The organism is Aliiroseovarius sp. S1123 (assembly GCF_023015885.1).
GTDB lineage: Bacteria > Pseudomonadota > Alphaproteobacteria > Rhodobacterales > Rhodobacteraceae > Aliiroseovarius.
In genome coordinates this window covers 453,268-470,206 of the sequence record NZ_JALKBE010000001.1, presented here as the reverse complement: position 1 = coordinate 470,206, position 16,939 = coordinate 453,268, and the positions used below count along the sequence as shown (strand labels likewise).

13 protein-coding genes are annotated in these 16,939 nt (G+C 58.7%); 7 read left to right on the top strand and 6 right to left on the bottom strand.

From position 1 onward, the window contains the following. Nucleotides 1–2,790, bottom strand: coding sequence for a bifunctional aconitate hydratase 2/2-methylisocitrate dehydratase (locus MWU53_RS02220; RefSeq protein ID WP_247090008.1), 2,790 nt, complete (start codon nucleotides 2,788–2,790; stop codon nucleotides 1–3). Between the two features lie 299 nt (nucleotides 2,791–3,089). On the opposite strand from MWU53_RS02220, the gene MWU53_RS02215 reads away from it, so the two are divergent. Together MWU53_RS02215 and MWU53_RS02210 are read left to right on the top strand one after the other, a co-directional pair. Next, nucleotides 3,090–4,403, top strand: coding sequence for an FAD/NAD(P)-binding oxidoreductase (locus MWU53_RS02215; protein ID WP_247090006.1), 1,314 nt, complete (start codon nucleotides 3,090–3,092; stop codon nucleotides 4,401–4,403). A 14-nt stretch (nucleotides 4,404–4,417) separates the two neighbouring features. Continuing rightward, entirely contained in the window at nucleotides 4,418–4,780 is a 363-nt protein-coding gene (locus MWU53_RS02210) for a DUF5368 domain-containing protein (protein ID WP_247090004.1), read from the top strand. Nucleotides 4,781–4,834: 54 nt separating this feature from the next. Here MWU53_RS02210 and MWU53_RS02205 read toward each other — a convergent pair whose 3' ends face one another. Then, a complete protein-coding gene (locus MWU53_RS02205; protein WP_247090001.1) occupies nucleotides 4,835–5,992 on the bottom strand; it encodes a cation:proton antiporter in 1,158 nt (385 codons plus the stop codon). A gap of 329 nt (nucleotides 5,993–6,321) precedes the next feature. On the opposite strand from MWU53_RS02205, the gene MWU53_RS02200 reads away from it, so the two are divergent. Beyond that, nucleotides 6,322–7,656 (top strand): 8-oxoguanine deaminase, encoded by a 1,335-nt coding sequence (locus tag MWU53_RS02200; protein ID WP_247089999.1) that lies wholly within the window; start codon nucleotides 6,322–6,324, stop codon nucleotides 7,654–7,656. 29 nt (nucleotides 7,657–7,685) lie between these two features. Here the strand turns inward: MWU53_RS02200 and MWU53_RS02195 are convergent, their stop codons facing one another. After that, nucleotides 7,686–8,918 carry a urate hydroxylase PuuD gene (locus tag MWU53_RS02195; RefSeq protein ID WP_247089997.1) on the bottom strand — a complete coding sequence of 411 codons (1,233 nt, stop codon included), beginning with the start codon at nucleotides 8,916–8,918 and terminating at the stop codon, nucleotides 7,686–7,688. 98 nt (nucleotides 8,919–9,016) lie between these two features. Between MWU53_RS02195 and MWU53_RS02190 the strand changes: the two genes are divergently transcribed. Further along, the gene (locus tag MWU53_RS02190; RefSeq protein WP_247089988.1) at nucleotides 9,017–9,934 is read left to right on the top strand and encodes a LysR family transcriptional regulator; all 918 of its coding nucleotides are present in this window, start codon (nucleotides 9,017–9,019) and stop codon (nucleotides 9,932–9,934) included. A gap of 2 nt (nucleotides 9,935–9,936) precedes the next feature. Here the strand turns inward: MWU53_RS02190 and uraH are convergent, their stop codons facing one another. Next, complete coding sequence (gene uraH, locus MWU53_RS02185; RefSeq protein ID WP_247089986.1) at nucleotides 9,937–10,290, bottom strand: hydroxyisourate hydrolase; 354 nt, start codon at nucleotides 10,288–10,290, stop codon at nucleotides 9,937–9,939. 163 nt (nucleotides 10,291–10,453) lie between these two features. On the opposite strand from uraH, the gene puuE reads away from it, so the two are divergent. From puuE to MWU53_RS02170, 3 genes are read left to right on the top strand one after another with little or no spacing between them, the layout of a single operon-like run. After that, on the top strand, nucleotides 10,454–11,866 hold the full coding sequence (puuE, locus tag MWU53_RS02180) for an allantoinase PuuE (RefSeq protein ID WP_247089984.1): 1,413 nt from the start codon (nucleotides 10,454–10,456) through the stop codon (nucleotides 11,864–11,866). Then, nucleotides 11,863–12,351 (top strand): ureidoglycolate lyase, encoded by a 489-nt coding sequence (locus MWU53_RS02175; protein WP_247089982.1) that lies wholly within the window; start codon nucleotides 11,863–11,865, stop codon nucleotides 12,349–12,351. The genes puuE and MWU53_RS02175 overlap by 4 nt, the downstream gene beginning before the upstream one ends. A gap of 48 nt (nucleotides 12,352–12,399) precedes the next feature. Continuing rightward, nucleotides 12,400–13,818 carry a nucleobase:cation symporter-2 family protein gene (locus MWU53_RS02170; RefSeq protein WP_247089979.1) on the top strand — a complete coding sequence of 473 codons (1,419 nt, stop codon included), beginning with the start codon at nucleotides 12,400–12,402 and terminating at the stop codon, nucleotides 13,816–13,818. A gap of 78 nt (nucleotides 13,819–13,896) precedes the next feature. Here the strand turns inward: MWU53_RS02170 and guaD are convergent, their stop codons facing one another. Continuing rightward, complete coding sequence (gene guaD, locus MWU53_RS02165; RefSeq protein WP_247089977.1) at nucleotides 13,897–15,249, bottom strand: guanine deaminase; 1,353 nt, start codon at nucleotides 15,247–15,249, stop codon at nucleotides 13,897–13,899. 87 nt (nucleotides 15,250–15,336) lie between these two features. Beyond that, nucleotides 15,337–16,920, bottom strand: a complete 1,584-nt coding sequence (locus tag MWU53_RS02160) for a xanthine/uracil/vitamin C permease (protein WP_247089975.1) — start codon at nucleotides 16,918–16,920, stop codon at nucleotides 15,337–15,339. Nucleotides 16,921–16,939 lie beyond the last annotated feature (19 nt).

Here is a 16,939-nt window from a genome sequence, read left to right as displayed (position 1 = left end):
TTAGAAGTGCGCCGACTTGGTGGTCGACGGAACAGCCAGCGGCGGAGCAAATTTGGTCAGGTCGATGCCTTCCACAGCAGCTTTGTATTCTTCCAGCGTGGGCGTGCGGCCAAGGACAGCAGCCAGAACGACAACCGGCGTCGAGGCCAGCAGGCTTTCACCTTTTTTCTCGGGCAGATCGCCTACGACACGGCCTTGGAACAGGCGGGTCGAGGTGGCCAGAACAGTGTCACCCTTGGCAGCCTTTTCTTGGTTGCCCATGCAAAGGTTACAACCGGGACGTTCGAGGTACATGATGTTCTCGTACTCGGTACGCGCTTGAGTTTTCGGGAACAGGTCGTCGAATTCGAAGCCCGAGTATTTCTCGAGGATCTCCCAGTCGCCTTCTTCCTTCAGCTCGTCCACGATGTTGTAGGTCGGAGCAGCCACCACCAGCGGTGCGTTGAACTCGACCTTGCCCATCGTCTTCTCAAGGTTCTTCAGCATCTGGGCCACGATCTTCATGTCGCCCTTGTGCACCATGCACGAGCCAACAAAGCCCAGATCCACCTTCTTGTCGCCGCCGTAATAGGACACGGGGCGGATAGTGTCGTGGGTATAACGCTTGGACACGTCTTCGTTGTTCACGTCTGGGTCGGCGATCATCGGCTCGTCGATGGCGTCCAGATCAACAACAACTTCAGCGAAGTAGTTGGCGGTATCGTCTGGGGTCAGAGCAGGGTTTGCACCCGACTTGATGTCGGCGATACGTTTGTCAGCCTTGGCGATCAGACCGGCCAGCAGTTGGGCTTCGTTGTCCATACCCTTGTCGATCATGACCTGAATACGCGACTTGGCCAGCTCTAGCGACCCGATCAGCGTATCGTCATTCGAGATACAGATCGACGCCTTGGCTTTCATCTCGGCGGTCCAGTCGGTGAAGGTGAAAGCTTGGTCAGCCAGCAGCGTACCAATGTGCACTTCGATCACACGACCTTGGAAAACGTTGTCGCCATGCTGGTCCAGCATCTGTGCCTGCGTGGCGTGAACGACATCGCGGAAGTCCAGATGTTCGGCCATCTGACCTTTGAAGGTCACTTTCACCGATTCCGGGATCGGCATGGATGCCTCACCGGTTGCCAGTGCCAGTGCCACCGTGCCCGAGTCTGCGCCGAAGGCCACGCCTTTGGACATACGGGTGTGGCTGTCGCCGCCGATGATGACGTCCCAGTCATCCACGGTGATGTCGTTCAGCACCTTGTGAATAACGTCGGTCATCGCGTGGTATTCACCCTTCGGGTCACGCGCGGTGATCAGGCCGAAATCGTTCATGAACTTCATCAGCTTGGGAATGTTGGCTTGCGCCTTCTTGTCCCAAACAGACGCGGTGTGACAGCCCGACTGATAGCCCACGTCAACCGACGGGGAAATCACGGTTGCAGCCATGGCTTCCAGTTCCTGCGCGGTCATCGGACCGGTGGTATCCTGCGAACCAACAACGTTCACTTGAACACGGACGTCCGAACCTGCGTGCAGGATCGCGCCGGGGGTGGTGCCCAGAGCGTTGCGGTTGAAGATTTTTTCAACAGCAGTCAGGCCCTGCCCGTCGACTGTGATCTCTTTCGAGGGAGCGTACGCGGATTTCAGTTCCTGCCCCAGCGCAGCGGCCGCAAATGTCTGCAGCTTCTTCCCGAAGACCACGGCGTAAGACCCGCCAGCCTTCATGAATTCCACCTTCTGCGGGGTGAAAGCAGCGGCAACGCTTTTCAGCTCTTTGCCATCTGCGTCATGCAGCGTTTTGGTCTTCGAGTTGATGGTCAGAACGGTGCCGGTTGCGACCGAGTAGGCCTCTTCCAGAATGGCTTCGCCATCTTCGTCGACAACCACGTTTCCGTCAGCGTCCAGTTTCTTGACCCAGTTATCCAGATCAATGCCGATGCCGCCGGTCACGCCTACGGTGGTCAGGAAAATCGGCGAGATGCCGTTGGTGCCTGCCACAACGGGGGCGATGTTGATGAAGGGCACATAGGGGCTGGCTTGTTTGCCGGTCCACAGGGCCACGTTGTTCACACCCGACATACGCGACGAGCCCACACCCATGGTGCCTTTTTCAGCGATCAGCATGACGCGAGCGTCCGGATGCTGTTTCTGCAGCTCTTGGATTTCGACCTGAGCTTCCGGCGTGATCATGCATTTGCCATGCAGTTCGCGGTCAGCGCGCGAGTGTGCTTCGGCACCCGGCGACAGAAGGTCGGTCGAGATGTCGCCCACACCGGCGATATAGGTTACGACTTTGATTTCTTCTTCTACTTCCGGAAGCTTGGTGAAGAACTCGGCCTTGGCATAGCTTTCCAGAATGTCGGTGGCGACGGCGTTGCCGGCCTTATAAGCTGCTTCCAGACGGTCGGTGTCAGCCTCATAGAGGAACACCTGAGTCTTCAGCACTTCGGCAGCCTGCGCAGCGATTGCTGCGTCGTCACCTAGCGCCAGATCCAGCAGAACCTCGACCGAGGGGCCGCCCTTCATGTGCGACAGCAGCTCGAAAGCGAATTCCGGGGTGATTTCGGCAACGTCAGCCTGACCCAGAATGATCTCTTTCAGGAAGGCCGCCTTGACGCCAGCAGCACTCGTGGTGCCGGGCAGAGTGTTGTAAATAAAGAAGTTCAGCGATGCTTCGCGTTCGGCATTTCCGGTGTCCTTGATCTGTTCGATCAGTTCAGCCACCAGCGCGCCGTCGTCGATCGGCTTGGGGTTCAGACCCTCGCCTTTACGCGCTTCAATCTCATTTAGGTAGTCGGTGTACAAGCTCATGACGATCCCTACGATTTCGAGTTTGATGCAGCCCGTTCACCCGGCAAAACAGAATCTTCTGGGGCCGGATTTGTCTGCGGTATGCCGCTGTATACCAAATACTCGCGCGCGCTGCAATATCTACAAAGGCGGTAGAAACTCCGCCCTGCCGCTTCATACACAGATTTGCGATCTGATCCCACCGCAATTTCACTGCGTCATTAGGCCACCCCCATCCCCTTAACACATTCATAGACTTGAATACTTAACAAGCGTAGAGAGACTCTCAGAACGAAGCATTGCCTGATTGGAGGTCGCTCATGTCACACAACTTCAACGCAACACGCCGCGGATTTCTGGGATTTGCCGCAGGCGCGGGTGCCCTTATGGCCGCGGGCGCTGGCGCGACCGCTGCCCCTGCCCCCATCGACACCAAGGCCCGGATCGTCATCCTTGGCGCAGGCGCCGCTGGCACCGCGCTGGCCAACCGCCTGTCGCGCCGCCTGAATGGTGCTACGATCACCATCATCGACCCGCGCAAAGAACACTGGTACCAGCCCGGTTTCTCGTTGATCGCGGCGGGTCTGAAACCGGCCAAGTACTCGGTTTCTCAAACCGGCGACTGGTTGCCCAAGAACATCACCTGGATTTCCGAACGTGCCGCCGAGATCGACCCGGACGGCAACAAGGTCATGACCGAAAGCGGCAAGACCGTGCCCTATGATTTTCTCGTGCTGGCAACGGGTCTTGTCCTGAACTACAGCGCCATCGAAGGTTTCGAAATGGACATGATCGGCAAGAACGGCATCGGGTCGCTTTACGCCGGGCCGGATTACGCCGCAAAGACGTGGGAGGCCGCAGGCCGCTATACCGAAGATGGCGGCGTTGGCATCTTCACCCGCCCTGCGACGGAAATGAAATGCGCAGGCGCACCGATCAAGCACACCTTCCTGATTGACGACATCGCCCGCAAGGCTGGCACCACGAAGCTCGACATCAACTATATGGCCCACAACAAGGCCCTGTTCGGTGTTCCGATCATCTCGGAAAAGTTGCGGATGCTGTTTGGCCAGCGCGAGATCACGCCACATTACAGCCATGTGCTGAAATCGGTGGACGCGGGCAAGAAGATGGCCACCTTCGCCACTGAAAACGGCGACGCGGAGATGCCTTATGACTATCTGCACATTGTGCCGCCTCAGCAAGCGCCCGACGTGGTCCGCAACTCGGCCCTGACCGATCCCGGCAGCTGGGATGGTCGCGGCTGGGCCACCGTCGATAAACACACGCTGCGTCACAACTTCTTCGATAACGTCTTCGCCGTGGGCGACATCGCCGGCGTGCCGAAAGGCAAAACCGCGGCCAGTGCCAAGTGGCAGGTTCCGGTGGTCGAAGAGCACCTAGTCGCGCAGATCGCAGGCACCAGGAGCGACGCGAGCTATAACGGCTACACCTCCTGCCCGCTGATCACCCGCGTGGGCCGCGCGATGCTGATCGAGTTCGATTACAACAACGACCTGACCCCCAGCTTCCCGGGTGTGATCGCGCCATTGGAAGAACTGTGGATCAGCTGGTTGATGAAAGAAGTCGCCCTGAAAGCCACCTATAACGCCATGATCCGTGGCGACGCATAAGGAGGATTTGACCGATGAAAGAACTTACTTTTGGCACCCTGATCGCCGTCTTTGAAGAAATCTTCGGCCCCACCCTGTTCTGGGTCATGGTCATTGTGGCGGCGGTGATCACGCTGGCCTATTTCTATGTGCTGATCCGCGATCGTGCCGTCAGCTGGCGTAAATTCCTGCGCGCCCAGTTGTCGATGCCATTCGGGGCGGTGTTCGCCGTGATCTTCGTACAGAAAATGACCCATTCCAGCCTCTCGGATCTTGGCGGGCCAATTGACCTGATCATCCTGTTGGGCATTGCCGCGATGGGCGCGGTGGGTGCAGCCATTCTGGTCTATACCTTCGACGCGCTGTTCTTGCAAAAACCTGGCAAGCGGGTCGACTAACGCCCTGCCAGACACACTAGAAAGGGCCGCGTGTTGCGGCCCTTTTTTCTTTGATCAGCTTTCTTTCGACACCCTGCGAATTGCCAAAAACGTCAGCGGCGGGCCGATGATTTCGAACACGACCGTACTGGCGATTGTGAAGGCCATGATGATGGAAGACCATTCCGGAAATCGCTCACCTGCAACCAGCGCCATACCGACCGCAACACCCGCTTGCGGCAAAAGCGCCGGGCCGTACCAGCGCACTTCGTTGCCCGGCACCCGCCCAAGCAGCGCACCAATGGCCCCTCCGACGAGCCGCCCAACAATCCGCAGCAATAGAAATCCGATCCCCGTCCACCCTAAAAGCAACAGCGCGTCCACCTCAAGCAAAGCGCCAGCCAGCAGGAAGAACAGGATCATGAACGGCCACTGGATATGCTCAATCTCGTGAAAGGCACGATAATGGTGCTTTGCGAAATTCGCGATGATGGCGCCGACGGTCATGCCGGTGATCAGGAACGAGACCTCTAGCCACAGGGCAAATCCCGCCGCAAGAAACACGATCCCGATGGCCTCGGCCTGTTGGGGTTCACCTGGCTTCAACCGCCCGGTCAGGAACGCCGCGGGGGTACCCAGCACACACCCAAGCACAATCGCACCGCCCAGATCCCACCCAGCCCCTTTTACCACACTGGTCCAGCCGCTTGCTTGGCCAACCAGAACCAGCACGACACTAAACACGATCAGCCCCCAGGCATCGTCAACAGCGACGATCCCCTTCAGCGTTTCAGTGAACCCGTTCTTGACCCCAGATTGATGGATGACATCCGCCATTGCGGCAGGTGCGGTCGCGGTCGCGATGGCGGCAAGTAGCAAGGCCAGCTCCGGCGCAAGGCCCACCCCCCACAACCCAAACGTAACCACGACAAGCGTTGCAAACACTACAGCCAAAGAGATCGTAAAAATTGCAATCCCGTGGCGGGTGAAGTTCTTGCGTGTCAGTGACCCACCCAAAAGGAACGCCACCATCGTCAGGGCGACAATAGAAAGCTCGTCAAACCACTGCACAACGTCACCGGGCACCAAATCGAACCCTTCGTTCCCGATCGCGACCCCAAGCAGCAAAAGCAGAGTGACCCGAGGCAGCCGCGTAACACGCCCGAGTTCGTCTGCCGCAAGGCCCACCAGAAAGAGCGCGCCCAATGTTACAAGAATTCCAGCAAGTTCCATACGTTCATTCCATCACTCTCAGACATCGCTGACTTTGATCCGTATCAGGTGAGCCGCCCACGTTGCACGAGATCACCATCGGCGTAAGCCGCATCGGCATAGCGCGAGCCCGGCTCTAGGTTACATACCGACATTTGGGGGCTCGCTGTCTTTTGAATAACTACTAACGGTCGCTGCAAGCACGAATGCACATCCTTCCTGTCGCCATGGCAAAGAAATTGACACCCTTCAGGTTTTCCAGCTTACTGACATGGCTAAGGTGGTTCTTGCCCCGTTTTCCATCGCCTTTGCACATCCCTTCTGAGACGGGCCAATCAAAAGGGGCAAAGATGACCGAAATTCTTATTCGAAATGCAGACACCATCCTGACGATGGATGACACAAGGACCGAGCTGTCGGGCGCTGATATCCGGGTGCGCAACGGTGTAATTGCCGAAATTGGCACGGGGCTGAGAAGCGACGGCGACATCCATGACGTACGTGGCTGCGTCGTGACACCCGGATTGGTGAACACACATCATCACCTTTATCAGACCCTGACTCGCGCAGTGCCGGGTGGACAAGACGCCTTGCTGTTTGGCTGGCTTCAGACGCTCTATCCGATCTGGTCCCGCTTTGGCCCGGAAGAGATGTTTATCTCGGCCCAAGTGGGGTTGGCGGAACTCGCGCTGTCTGGCTGCACGCTCAGCTCGGACCACCTGTATCTCTATCCCAACGGCGCGCGGCTGGACGACACGATCGCCGCCGCGCAAGAGGTCGGGCTGCGGTTCCACCCGACGCGCGGCGCGATGAGCATCGGGGAAAGCGACGGGGGGCTGCCCCCGGACAGTCTGGTCGAGAAGGAAAGCGCTATCCTGGAGGATTCCATCCGCGTGGTCGATGCGTTCCACGACGATCGCGACGGGGCGATGGTCCGTGTCGGGCTTGCCCCGTGCTCTCCCTTCTCGGTCAGCCGAGACTTGATGCGCGACGCCGCCCTACTGGCGCGTGACAAGGGCGTCATGCTTCACACCCATCTGGCCGAGAACGATGAAGACATTGCCTATTCTTTAGAGAAATTCGGCTGCCGCCCCGGTCAATATGCCGAGGACCTTGGCTGGACCGGGGATGACGTCTGGCATGCCCATTGTGTGAAGCTTGATGGGCAAGAGATCGACCTCTTTGCACGCAGCAAGACCGGTGTTGCGCATTGCCCGTGCTCGAACTGCCGTTTGGGCAGCGGGATCGCCCCTGTGCGCCAGATGCGTGATGCGGGTGTGCCGGTGGGTCTGGGTGTCGACGGGTCCGCCAGCAATGACGCGGGGAACCTGATCTTGGAAGCGCGCCAATCCATGCTGCTGCAGCGCGTGGCCAACGGGGCTGATGCCATGTCCGCCCGCGAAGCGTTAGAGATCGCCACCCGTGGGGGTGCGGATGTTCTTGGCCGCGATGATTGTGGACGGTTGGCGGTCGGCAAACGGGCAGATATCGCGGTTTGGGATGTATCCGGCATCGAAAGTGCCGGAAGCTGGGTTCCCGCAGCCTTGCTGCTTGCCGGTCCGACACGGGTCAAACATCTGTTCGTTGAAGGGCGGCAGGTCGTACGGGATGGTCAGATGGCGACCGTCGACCTTCCGAAAGTGATCGAGCGCCAGAACCAACTGGCCCTGGCGCTCCGATCCTGAGGTACAAGTAGGAAAAGCGCGCCGCGCCCTTAGTTGGACGTGGCGCCTTGATACCACGCCACGATATAGTCGCGACCTTCCTGATCCATCTCGATCGCATTGGGCGGGGGCATGGCGTGGGACGCACCTGCGTGCAGATAGACCTGCTTGGCGTGACGCGCGACGTCTGCTTCCGTTTCCAGAACCACCCCTTTCGGCGCCCAGTACATGCCATCCCATGACGGCTCTCGGGCGTGGCACATCGAGCAGTTCCCGACCACAGCAAAATATGCGTCTTCGAACCCATCGGCCGAGGCAAATGTCTGCTCATAGGGTGTCAATGCGCGTGCCTCGGATTCTTCGTATGTTTCCCCGGCGCGCATCGTCGATAGCCATGCGATCAAAATCATTAGCAGTACGGTCACCAACCACGTCCAATTCGGCCCTTTGCCGGTCTTATGCATGGTGTTGAAGTAGTGACGGATGGTGACGCCGGTCAGGAAAATCAGGCTGGCGATAATCCAGGAATACTGGGTCCCAAACGCCAGTGGATAGTGGTTCGCCAGCATCAGGAACACGACCGGCAAGGTCAGATAGTTGTTATGGGTCGAGCGTACCTTGGCGATCTTGCCGTATTTCGAATCCGGCGTCCGCCCGGCCTTCAGGTCCGCCACAACGATGCGCTGGTTGGGCATGATCTGGAAGAACACGTTTGCCGTCATGATGGTCGCCGTAAACGCTCCCAGATGCAGTAGCGCCGCACGCCCAGTGAAAATCTGGCTATAGCCCCAGGACATCGCCACAAGGATCACAAACAACAGCAGCATCAGAAGCGTTGGGTTCTCGCTCAGCTTCGATTTGCACATCTGGTCATAGAGCAGCCACCCGATGGTCAGCGATCCGCCCGAGATCAGGATGCCCTGCCACAAGGCCAAGTCTGCCTTGGTGGGGTCCAGAAGGAACAGCTCGCCCCCGACCCAATAGATGATCATCAGCAACGCCGCGCCCGACAGCCAAGTCGTGTAGCTTTGCCATTTATGCCATGTCAGATGCTCGGGCATTTCTGATGGAGCCACAAGGTATTTGACCGTGTGATAGAACCCACCTCCGTGCACTTCCCACTCCTCGCCATAGGCGCCTTCGGGCAGATTGGGATTGGGTTTCAGCATCAGATCAAGCGCGATGAAATAGAACGACGCACCAATCCACGCCATTGCAGTGATGACGTGCAGCCACCGCACAGAAAACGCGATCCAGTCCCACAAAATTGCCAAGTCGTACATGGCATACCTCCACTATTCGTCTTAGCGACACTCTATGCTAAGCATATTTATTCTGGTATTGCTGCTAAATACCAAGCAGCATCAAGAAAAACAGAACAATGTCCTATCTCGCCAACATCCGAACCTTTGTCCGTGTCTATGAGCTTGGCAGCATGTCGGCTGCGGGGCGCGACCTTCGGGTGTCCCCTGCGGTGACCTCCTCGCGCATCTCTCAGTTGGAAGATTATCTGGGCGTTCGGCTGTTCCAGCGCACCACGCGTAGCTTGGCCCCGACCGAACAGGGCGAAAGGTTCTATCGCGGTGCGACTGAGATCTTGGAAGCCGTCGAAAACGCCGAGGCGCAAATCGTTGATATTACGGATAACCCCAAGGGACCGCTCTATGTCGCCGCCCCTTTGGGCGTCGGGCGCCGTCTGATCGCCCCCTTGGTCCCAGACTTTTTGAAAAAGTATCCGGAAGTCAGCGTGCGTCTTCGTATGACCGACCGCAAAGTGGACCTGACGACCGAGGGGCTCGATCTGGCGTTCTTCTTAGGACAACCGGAAGATAGCAACCTTAAGATCCGCAAGATTGCTGACGTAGAACGGGTTCTCTGCGCGACCCCTGAGTATATTAAGCAACGCGGCATGCCGCAAAACGGCGACGACCTGATCAACAATGGGCATGAATGCCTGAACCTGCGCTTCCCCGGCGCGACCGAGTTCCAGTGGCTTCTGACCACGAAAGACGGCCCGAAGCGCTTTCGCGTGACCGGGCGATATGAATCGGACGACGGGGACGTGCTGACCGATTGGGCGCTGGGTGGAAACGGCATCGCGATGAAGCCGGTATTCGAGATTTCGGAACACCTGAAATCGGGGCGACTGGTGCCCGTCGCCACCGAAACCCCGCCCGAGCCGATCCAGATGGCCTGTTTGTTCACCCACCGTCGCGGTCAGGACCCCAAGTCACGACTGTTTATGGAGTTCGTGATCGACCGGATCGCGACCAGCATCCGCAGCACGGAGCGGGGCTAGGCTCAGCTGCCGCGGTAGGTGGAATAGCCGAAGGGCGATAGAAGCAGTGGCACGTGATAATGCGACGCCTCGGACATGCCGAAACGCAGCGGGATCACATTTAGGAACCGGGGCGCTTCAGGCGGAATGCCGATGCTGTCCAGATAGTCCCCTGCATAGAAGACAAGCTCGTATTCGCCGGTCTCAAACTTCTCGGCGGGTAGGATCTGTTCATCGGTCCGCCCATCATCATTTGTCACCAGCGTCTTCAGCAAGCTGCGCGCAGTGCCATCAAGCCGAAACAGCTCGATCTTCAACCCCTCTGCGGGACACCCGCGGGCGGTATCAAGCACATGCGTGGTCAGGTAGCCTGTCATCTTCGGTGTCTCCTATTTGGGCTTTTGCTTGGCACCCTCTTATTAGTCTGTAAGCGCAGACGCACACAGAGCCAGACTGCCGAACAATCCTTCTTGATTAATTTGAAAGTGCGCGCGGATTTTCGCCTTAGAATGACACCCAAGACAAACAAAGGGAAACCACGTGACACGATACCCACGAGACATGACCGGATACGGAGCCACCCCTCCGGTCGTCAGATGGCCCGGCGACGCAAAGATCGCCGTTCAGATCGTCCTGAACTATGAAGAGGGCGGCGAGAACTGTGTCCTGCATGGCGACGCAGCTTCCGAAGCTTTCCTGTCTGAGATCACCGGGGCACAGCCATGGCTGGGGCAGCGCCATTGGAACATGGAATCCATCTATGAATACGGATCGCGTGCCGGGTTCTGGCGCGTGCATCGTCTTCTTCAGGACCTGCCTGTCACGGTCTATGGCGTGGCCACGGCTTTGGCCCGCGCGCCGGAGCAGCTTAAGGCGATGAAGGCCTCAAACTGGGAGATCGCGAGCCACGGTCTGAAATGGGTCGAACATAAGGATATGTCGGCAGACGAAGAACGGGCACAGATCCGCGAAGCGATCCGCCTGCACACCGAAGTCACTGGCACGGCCCCGCGTGGCTGGTACACCGGTCGCTGTTCAATGAACACGATGGACTTGGCCGCCGAAGAAGGTGATTTCGCCTATATCGCAGACAGTTACGCAGATGACCTGCCCTATTGGATCCATGCCGGCGGCAAGGATCAACTGGTAGTTCCCTACACGATGGACTGCAACGACATGCGCTTTGCGATCCAGGCAGGATACACCAATGGCGATCAGTTCGAGAGCTACCTGAAAGACAGTTTCGACATGCTCTATGCGGAAGGGGAAGCAGGCGCGCCCAAGATCCTGTCCATCGGCCTGCATTGCCGCCTGATCGGACGTCCGGGCCGGGCCGTGGCGCTGAAACGTATCATCGACCACTTCAGATCACATGACGGCGTCTGGTTCGCCACCCGCGAACAGATCGCCGATCACTGGGCCAAGGAGCACCCCCCAATGCAGGGATTGAAACCGTCCGAAATGGACCAAGAGACATTCGTGGGCGAGTTCGGCGGCGTGTTTGAACACAGCCCCTGGATTGCCGAGGGCGCATTTGGTCTGGAGCTGGGACCAACCCATGACACGGCCGCAGGCGTGCACAACGCCTTGGCCCGCGTATTCCGCAGCGCCAGCGAAGAGGCGCGCTTGGGCGTGCTGGTGGCGCACCCTGACTTGGCCGGAAAACTGGCCGCCGCTGGACGGTTGACCGCAGAAAGCACATCCGAACAGGCCGGTGCCGGTCTGGACATGTTGACCGACGACGAACGCGCGACCTTCACGAAACTCAACGAGGCGTACACCACCAAGCACGGCTTCCCCTTCATCATCGCGGTGAAGGACAACACCAAGCCCAGCATTCTGGAGGCGTTCCATCGCCGGATCGGCAATGACCGCGACACCGAATTCGCCGAGGCCTGCCGACAGGTCGAGCGGATCGCTGAAATTCGTCTGGACGAGAAGTTCGCCGCATGACCCTGTCAATCACCCCCCTTCCCCTGACGCCCGAGGCCTTCGCACCGTTTGGTGACGTGCTCGACACCGCGGGCGCGCCTGACAAGATGATCAATCAGGGGCTTTGCGGGCGGTATCATGACCGTGCGACGCTTGATTTCTCTGACGGGCAAGCTGGGATCAGCATCTTTGACGCCGAAGCACGTAGCTTGCCGATGGTGCTGGACATGGTGGAGCGCCACCCGGACGGCAGCCAAGCGTTCATTCCGATCAGCCGCGCACCGTACCTAGTCGTCGTTGCCCCGGACGCGGGCGGCCAGCCGGGAACGCCCGTGGCCTTCATCGCCGCCCCCGGACAGGGCGTGAACTACCATCGCAACACCTGGCATGGGGTCTGCGCACCCCTGACAGAACAGGGACAGTTTGCGGTGATCGACAGGATCGGCACGGGGCCGAACCTACAGGAACACTGGTTCAAGGAGGAAATCAGAATCGAGACGCCATAAAGCCGGATCGAAGGAGGAAGCGATCCGGCACCATAGGGAGGAATAATAATGGCTAACACATCCATCGGGACGCCAGAGCAGCTGCGCGATCCCAACTACACACCACCACTTGCCAAGGCAGTGCCCTTGGGCATCCAGCACGTGCTGGCAATGTTCGTATCTAACGTCACCCCGGCGATCATCGTCTGCGGGGCCGCCGGGTTTGGGTTCGGCTCGAACAGCCCGGATTTTCCGCAGATGATCTATATGATCCAGATGTCGATGTTCTTTGCAGGTGTCGCAACCCTGATCCAGACCATCGGCCTTGGCCCGGTTGGCGCCCGCTTGCCGATTGTACAGGGTACATCTTTCGCGTTCATCCCGATCATGATCCCGTTGGTTGCGGGCAAAGGGGTCGATGCGATCGCAGTCTTGATGGGCGGGATCATCGTGGGGGGCTTGTTCCATGCGTTCCTAGGCCTGTTCATCGGCAGGATCCGTTTTGCCTTACCACCTCTGGTCACGGGCCTTGTAGTGACAATGATCGGTCTGGCTCTGGTCAAGGTCGGCATTCAGTATGCAGCGGGTGGCGTTCCAGCGATCGGCAAGCCTGAATATGGATCTCTGATGAATTGGTCGATGGCGCTGGTCGTGATCTTCGTCACGCTCGGCCTGAAGTTCTATACCCGCGGTATGCTGTCAGTATCCGCGGTTCTGATCGGTCTGCTCGTGGGCTATGTATTTGCCTTCGCCGCGGGCGAGGTGAACCTTGGCAACGTCGGACGCGCAGCGCCCTTCGCGCTTCCGAACCCCTTCCACTTCGGCGTCGAGTTCTCGGTCGCTGCGATAATCGGGTTCTGCCTGATGTCCTTCGTATCCGCGGTGGAAACCGTAGGCGACGTGTCGGGGATCACCAAAGGTGGTGCCGGACGTGAAGCCACCGACACCGAGATCCAAGGTGCAACCTATGCCGACGGTCTTGGCACCGCTATCTCTGGTCTGTTCGGTGCTCTGCCCAACACATCCTTCAGCCAGAACGTGGGCCTGATCGCCATGACCGGCGTGATGAGCCGTCACGTGGTGACCATCGGTGCGATCTTCCTGATCCTTGCCGGGCTTGTCCCCAAGATTGGGGCAATCATCTCGTCGATTCCGATCGAAGTCCTGGGCGGCGGTGTGATCGTGATGTTCGGCATGGTGGCCTCGGCTGGTATCTCGATGCTGTCGGATGTCGACTGGAACCGTCGTAACATGGTGATCTTTGCCATCTCGCTGTCGCTGGGGCTTGGCCTTCAGCTGGAGCCGGGTGCGCTGCAGCATCTGCCGTCCACGATCAAGGTTCTGGCAACATCGGGCATTCTGCCTGCTGCTGCGATTGCGATTGTGCTGAACTTGATCCTTCCGGAAGAACTGTCGGACGAGTCGACCGAGGAAGTCTCGGGTGGGTTGGCCGGTCGCGGTCAGGGATCGCTGCCAAAAGGCGATTAAAGCTGGGATCGACAAAGTCGAACAAGATGAAAAGCGGCGTGACACTCACGCCGCTTTTCTTGTGGGGCTATGCTGGATTTAGGCAGCAACCGGTTCTTCGACATTCTCAAGACCTGTGCTGGTGCGTCCCGTTTTGGCGGCCTCGCCTGCCACATAGACCTGCTCAACTGCGCGGTCGTCCCCCAGCATTTGCAGGATGAAGAGCTCTTCCGACAGCGTCTCGGCCCGTTGCATCCGAAGCTCCATCGCGTGTGTGGCCCGGGCGTTCAGAACCACGATATCGGCATCCGAACCCGCGGCCAAGGACCCGATCTTGTCAGACAGTCCCAACACCTCGGCATTGCCCCGCGTGATCCAGTCAAACGCTGCAAGCGGGTGCAGTTTCTGGTTCTGAAGCTGCAGGATCTTGTAACCCTCATTCAGGGTCTGCAGCATCGAATAGCTGGTCCCCGCCCCGACATCGGTGGCGATCCCGTTCTGAATGCCGCGCGCGGTTAGGCCCGCATCGTCAAACAGACCGCTCCCGAGAAACAAGTTAGAGGTCGGACAGAACACAGGCTTGGAACGCGTGTCCGCCAGCACATCAATCTCGCGCGGGGTCAGGTGAATAGCATGGCCCAGCAAGGTCTTTTTCCCCAGCAAACCATAGCGTTCATAAACGCCCAGATAGTCGGGTGCGTCCGGATACAGCTCAGCCGTGAAAGCGATTTCGTCATGGTTCTCGCTCAGGTGCGTTTGGACAAAGCAATCGGGATGCTCTGCCACCAACGCGCCTGCCATTTCCATCTGTTCAGGCGTCGAGGTGATCGCAAATCGCGGCGTGATCGCATACTGCGCGCGACCCACGCCGTGCCACTTCTCGATCAGCGCCTTCGTGTCATCATACCCCGTCTGCGGCGTATCCCGCAGCCCGTCCGGCGCGTTACGATCCATCATGACCTTGCCGCTGATCATGCACATGTTGCGTTTCGCGGCTTCGGTGAAAAGTGCGTCGACCGATCCCGCGTGGACGGACCCAAAAGCTACCGCCGTTGTGGTACCGTGACCGGTCAGAAGGTCACAGAAATGCGCGGCCATCGCAGCGGCATGCGCGTCGTCTGCAAAGCGTGTCTCTTCAGGGAATGTATAGGTGTTCAGCCAGTCCAAAAGCTGCGCGCCCCACGAGGCAATCACCTGCACCTGAGGGAAATGGACGTGCATATCAATGAAGCCAGGCATCAACAGATGCGGGCGGTGGTCGATCACCGTCGCATCTGGCGCACTGGCTGAAAGCTGTGAATAGGGTCCGGTCGCTTCGATCTTGCCGTTTGCGACCAAGATCGCGCCATCTTCCAGATAGTTATAGGCCTCAGTGTCGTTCTCATCCAAAGGCTTCCTGTTGAAGTCGAGCGTCCGCCCCCGCAGGAGCGTCCGCGGCTGTGAGTTTGTCATCTGTAAATCCGGTTCTTTTGCTGTGAGTAAGCGGATGATGGAGTGGGCCGACAGACCGCGCCGCGGCCCACACCAGAGGTAAGGGCGTTATTCCGCCGGAGTGGTGGGCGCTTCCTCGACCACGACGTTCTCGTTCACCAACTCGTCTTCCTTGTGGAAAAGCGGATAGATGTAGAGGAACGCGGCTGAGATCAGGTAACCCGCGGACACGCCACTTAGCTCGGGCCAATGCAGGCTAGCACCGTGGATGATCCCGAAAGCAGACATAATCGCCGCTGCCAAGGCGAAGCCGCCGGCATTTTTGAAGTTGCCGTCGATGACGCTGGCCACAATGGCACCCCAGATCAAACCCGTCAGGATTGCACCTTGGGATAGCGCCAGATGACCCTCGAAATGGGCACCTTGCTGCAACAGGGCAGCGGTCAGTGCCTCATCACCAAGCTGCGGCAATCCAGCTACGCCAACAGCTCCAAGTGCACCGATGAGCGACCCCCACTTGACCATCAGGAACGCCGACACATGCGGCATCATCGCGAAGGTCACAGCTGCCATATGGTCGGTCTTGACCGAATGGGCGGTGTTGGTGATCAGGCTGAGCGCCACGAAGACCAGAACCGGCGCGGCAGCCGCCACAGGGATCAGGTTATTCAGGAACGCCAACAGGCCAAGGAACGCGGCAACAGGGATCACGACCCCCACGCCGATGATATATCCGGAATGTGCCCCCATCCGCTTATAGGCCGGGTGGCCGATATAGGCCGTGGTCGGGAAAGGTGAACCGAAGACCGCGCCAACCATCGTGCCCACACCATCGGTGATCTGGCAGGTTGCAACCGGGTAATGGTCTCCTGCAGCCTCAGCGCTTTCTACGTTATTCATCGTTTCGATGAAGTTGTAGATCTGCACCGGCACCAGAACCAGGAACAGTTCCGGGTTGGCAAACAGGTGTTGAATACCTGCGATCAGGTCACCGATATAGGGCATGGGCGGATAGAAACCGACGCCATCCGTTCTGATTTTGGCTTCGCCAATGGCAAAGGCCACGATCGTCCCGACGATCAGCGCAAGCAGACCGGCCGGAATGTTGAACGGCAGGCGAAAGCGGCCCACCAGCCCCCACAGGATGATGATCATCGAGGCAAAGCCGATGAACGGGTTCTCGAACACGGTGGCCAGCGGCACGGTGCCAATGAACACAAGGGCGATCCCGCAGAGCGTGCCCAGCATACCTGCCCGCGGCGTAACGCGTTTCAGCCAAGGACCGATGATCGCGCCCATAGCGGCGACGATCCCGCCCATGAAACCCGCGCCGATGCCAACCTGCCAGGCCAGAACCGGATCATTTGTCGACCAGTAAATCGGCCCGATCACGCCAAACAGATAGACGAACATTACCGGCGTCGAGATGCCGTAAGGCATTGCCGTCACGTCCCGCCCATGTTGCGCCGCTGCGCGTTTCGCGAGGCCCACATAAACCGCGATCCCCGCAAGGATCGCGATGGCAGCACCTGGTACGATGCGCCCATAGACGATCTCGGCTGGCATTTGGAAGACGAACTGACAGATGCCCGCCAGAACCATCAAGTTGATCAGGTTGTCGGTGAACAGCGCCCAGAACGCGCTGAAATCGCTGCGATGAAACAGCTTATATGTGTAACTCCCATCCCTCATGGGGACCTCCTTCAATCAA

What these genes read in the sequence shown, in the direction of transcription:
- MWU53_RS02220 (WP_247090008.1), bottom strand. Translation starts at nt 2,790, where the DNA reads ATGAGCTTGTACACCGACTACCTAAATGAGATTGAAGCGCGTAAAGGC.
- MWU53_RS02215 (WP_247090006.1), top strand. Translation starts at nt 3,090, where the DNA reads ATGTCACACAACTTCAACGCAACACGCCGCGGATTTCTGGGATTTGCC.
- MWU53_RS02210 (WP_247090004.1), top strand. Translation starts at nt 4,418, where the DNA reads ATGAAAGAACTTACTTTTGGCACCCTGATCGCCGTCTTTGAAGAAATC.
- MWU53_RS02205 (WP_247090001.1), bottom strand. Translation starts at nt 5,992, where the DNA reads ATGGAACTTGCTGGAATTCTTGTAACATTGGGCGCGCTCTTTCTGGTG.
- MWU53_RS02200 (WP_247089999.1), top strand. Translation starts at nt 6,322, where the DNA reads ATGACCGAAATTCTTATTCGAAATGCAGACACCATCCTGACGATGGAT.
- MWU53_RS02195 (WP_247089997.1), bottom strand. Translation starts at nt 8,918, where the DNA reads ATGTACGACTTGGCAATTTTGTGGGACTGGATCGCGTTTTCTGTGCGG.
- MWU53_RS02190 (WP_247089988.1), top strand. Translation starts at nt 9,017, where the DNA reads ATGTCCTATCTCGCCAACATCCGAACCTTTGTCCGTGTCTATGAGCTT.
- uraH (WP_247089986.1), bottom strand. Translation starts at nt 10,290, where the DNA reads ATGACAGGCTACCTGACCACGCATGTGCTTGATACCGCCCGCGGGTGT.
- MWU53_RS02175 (WP_247089982.1), top strand. Translation starts at nt 11,863, where the DNA reads ATGACCCTGTCAATCACCCCCCTTCCCCTGACGCCCGAGGCCTTCGCA.
- MWU53_RS02170 (WP_247089979.1), top strand. Translation starts at nt 12,400, where the DNA reads ATGGCTAACACATCCATCGGGACGCCAGAGCAGCTGCGCGATCCCAAC.
- guaD (WP_247089977.1), bottom strand. Translation starts at nt 15,249, where the DNA reads ATGACAAACTCACAGCCGCGGACGCTCCTGCGGGGGCGGACGCTCGAC.
- MWU53_RS02160 (WP_247089975.1), bottom strand. Translation starts at nt 16,920, where the DNA reads ATGAGGGATGGGAGTTACACATATAAGCTGTTTCATCGCAGCGATTTC.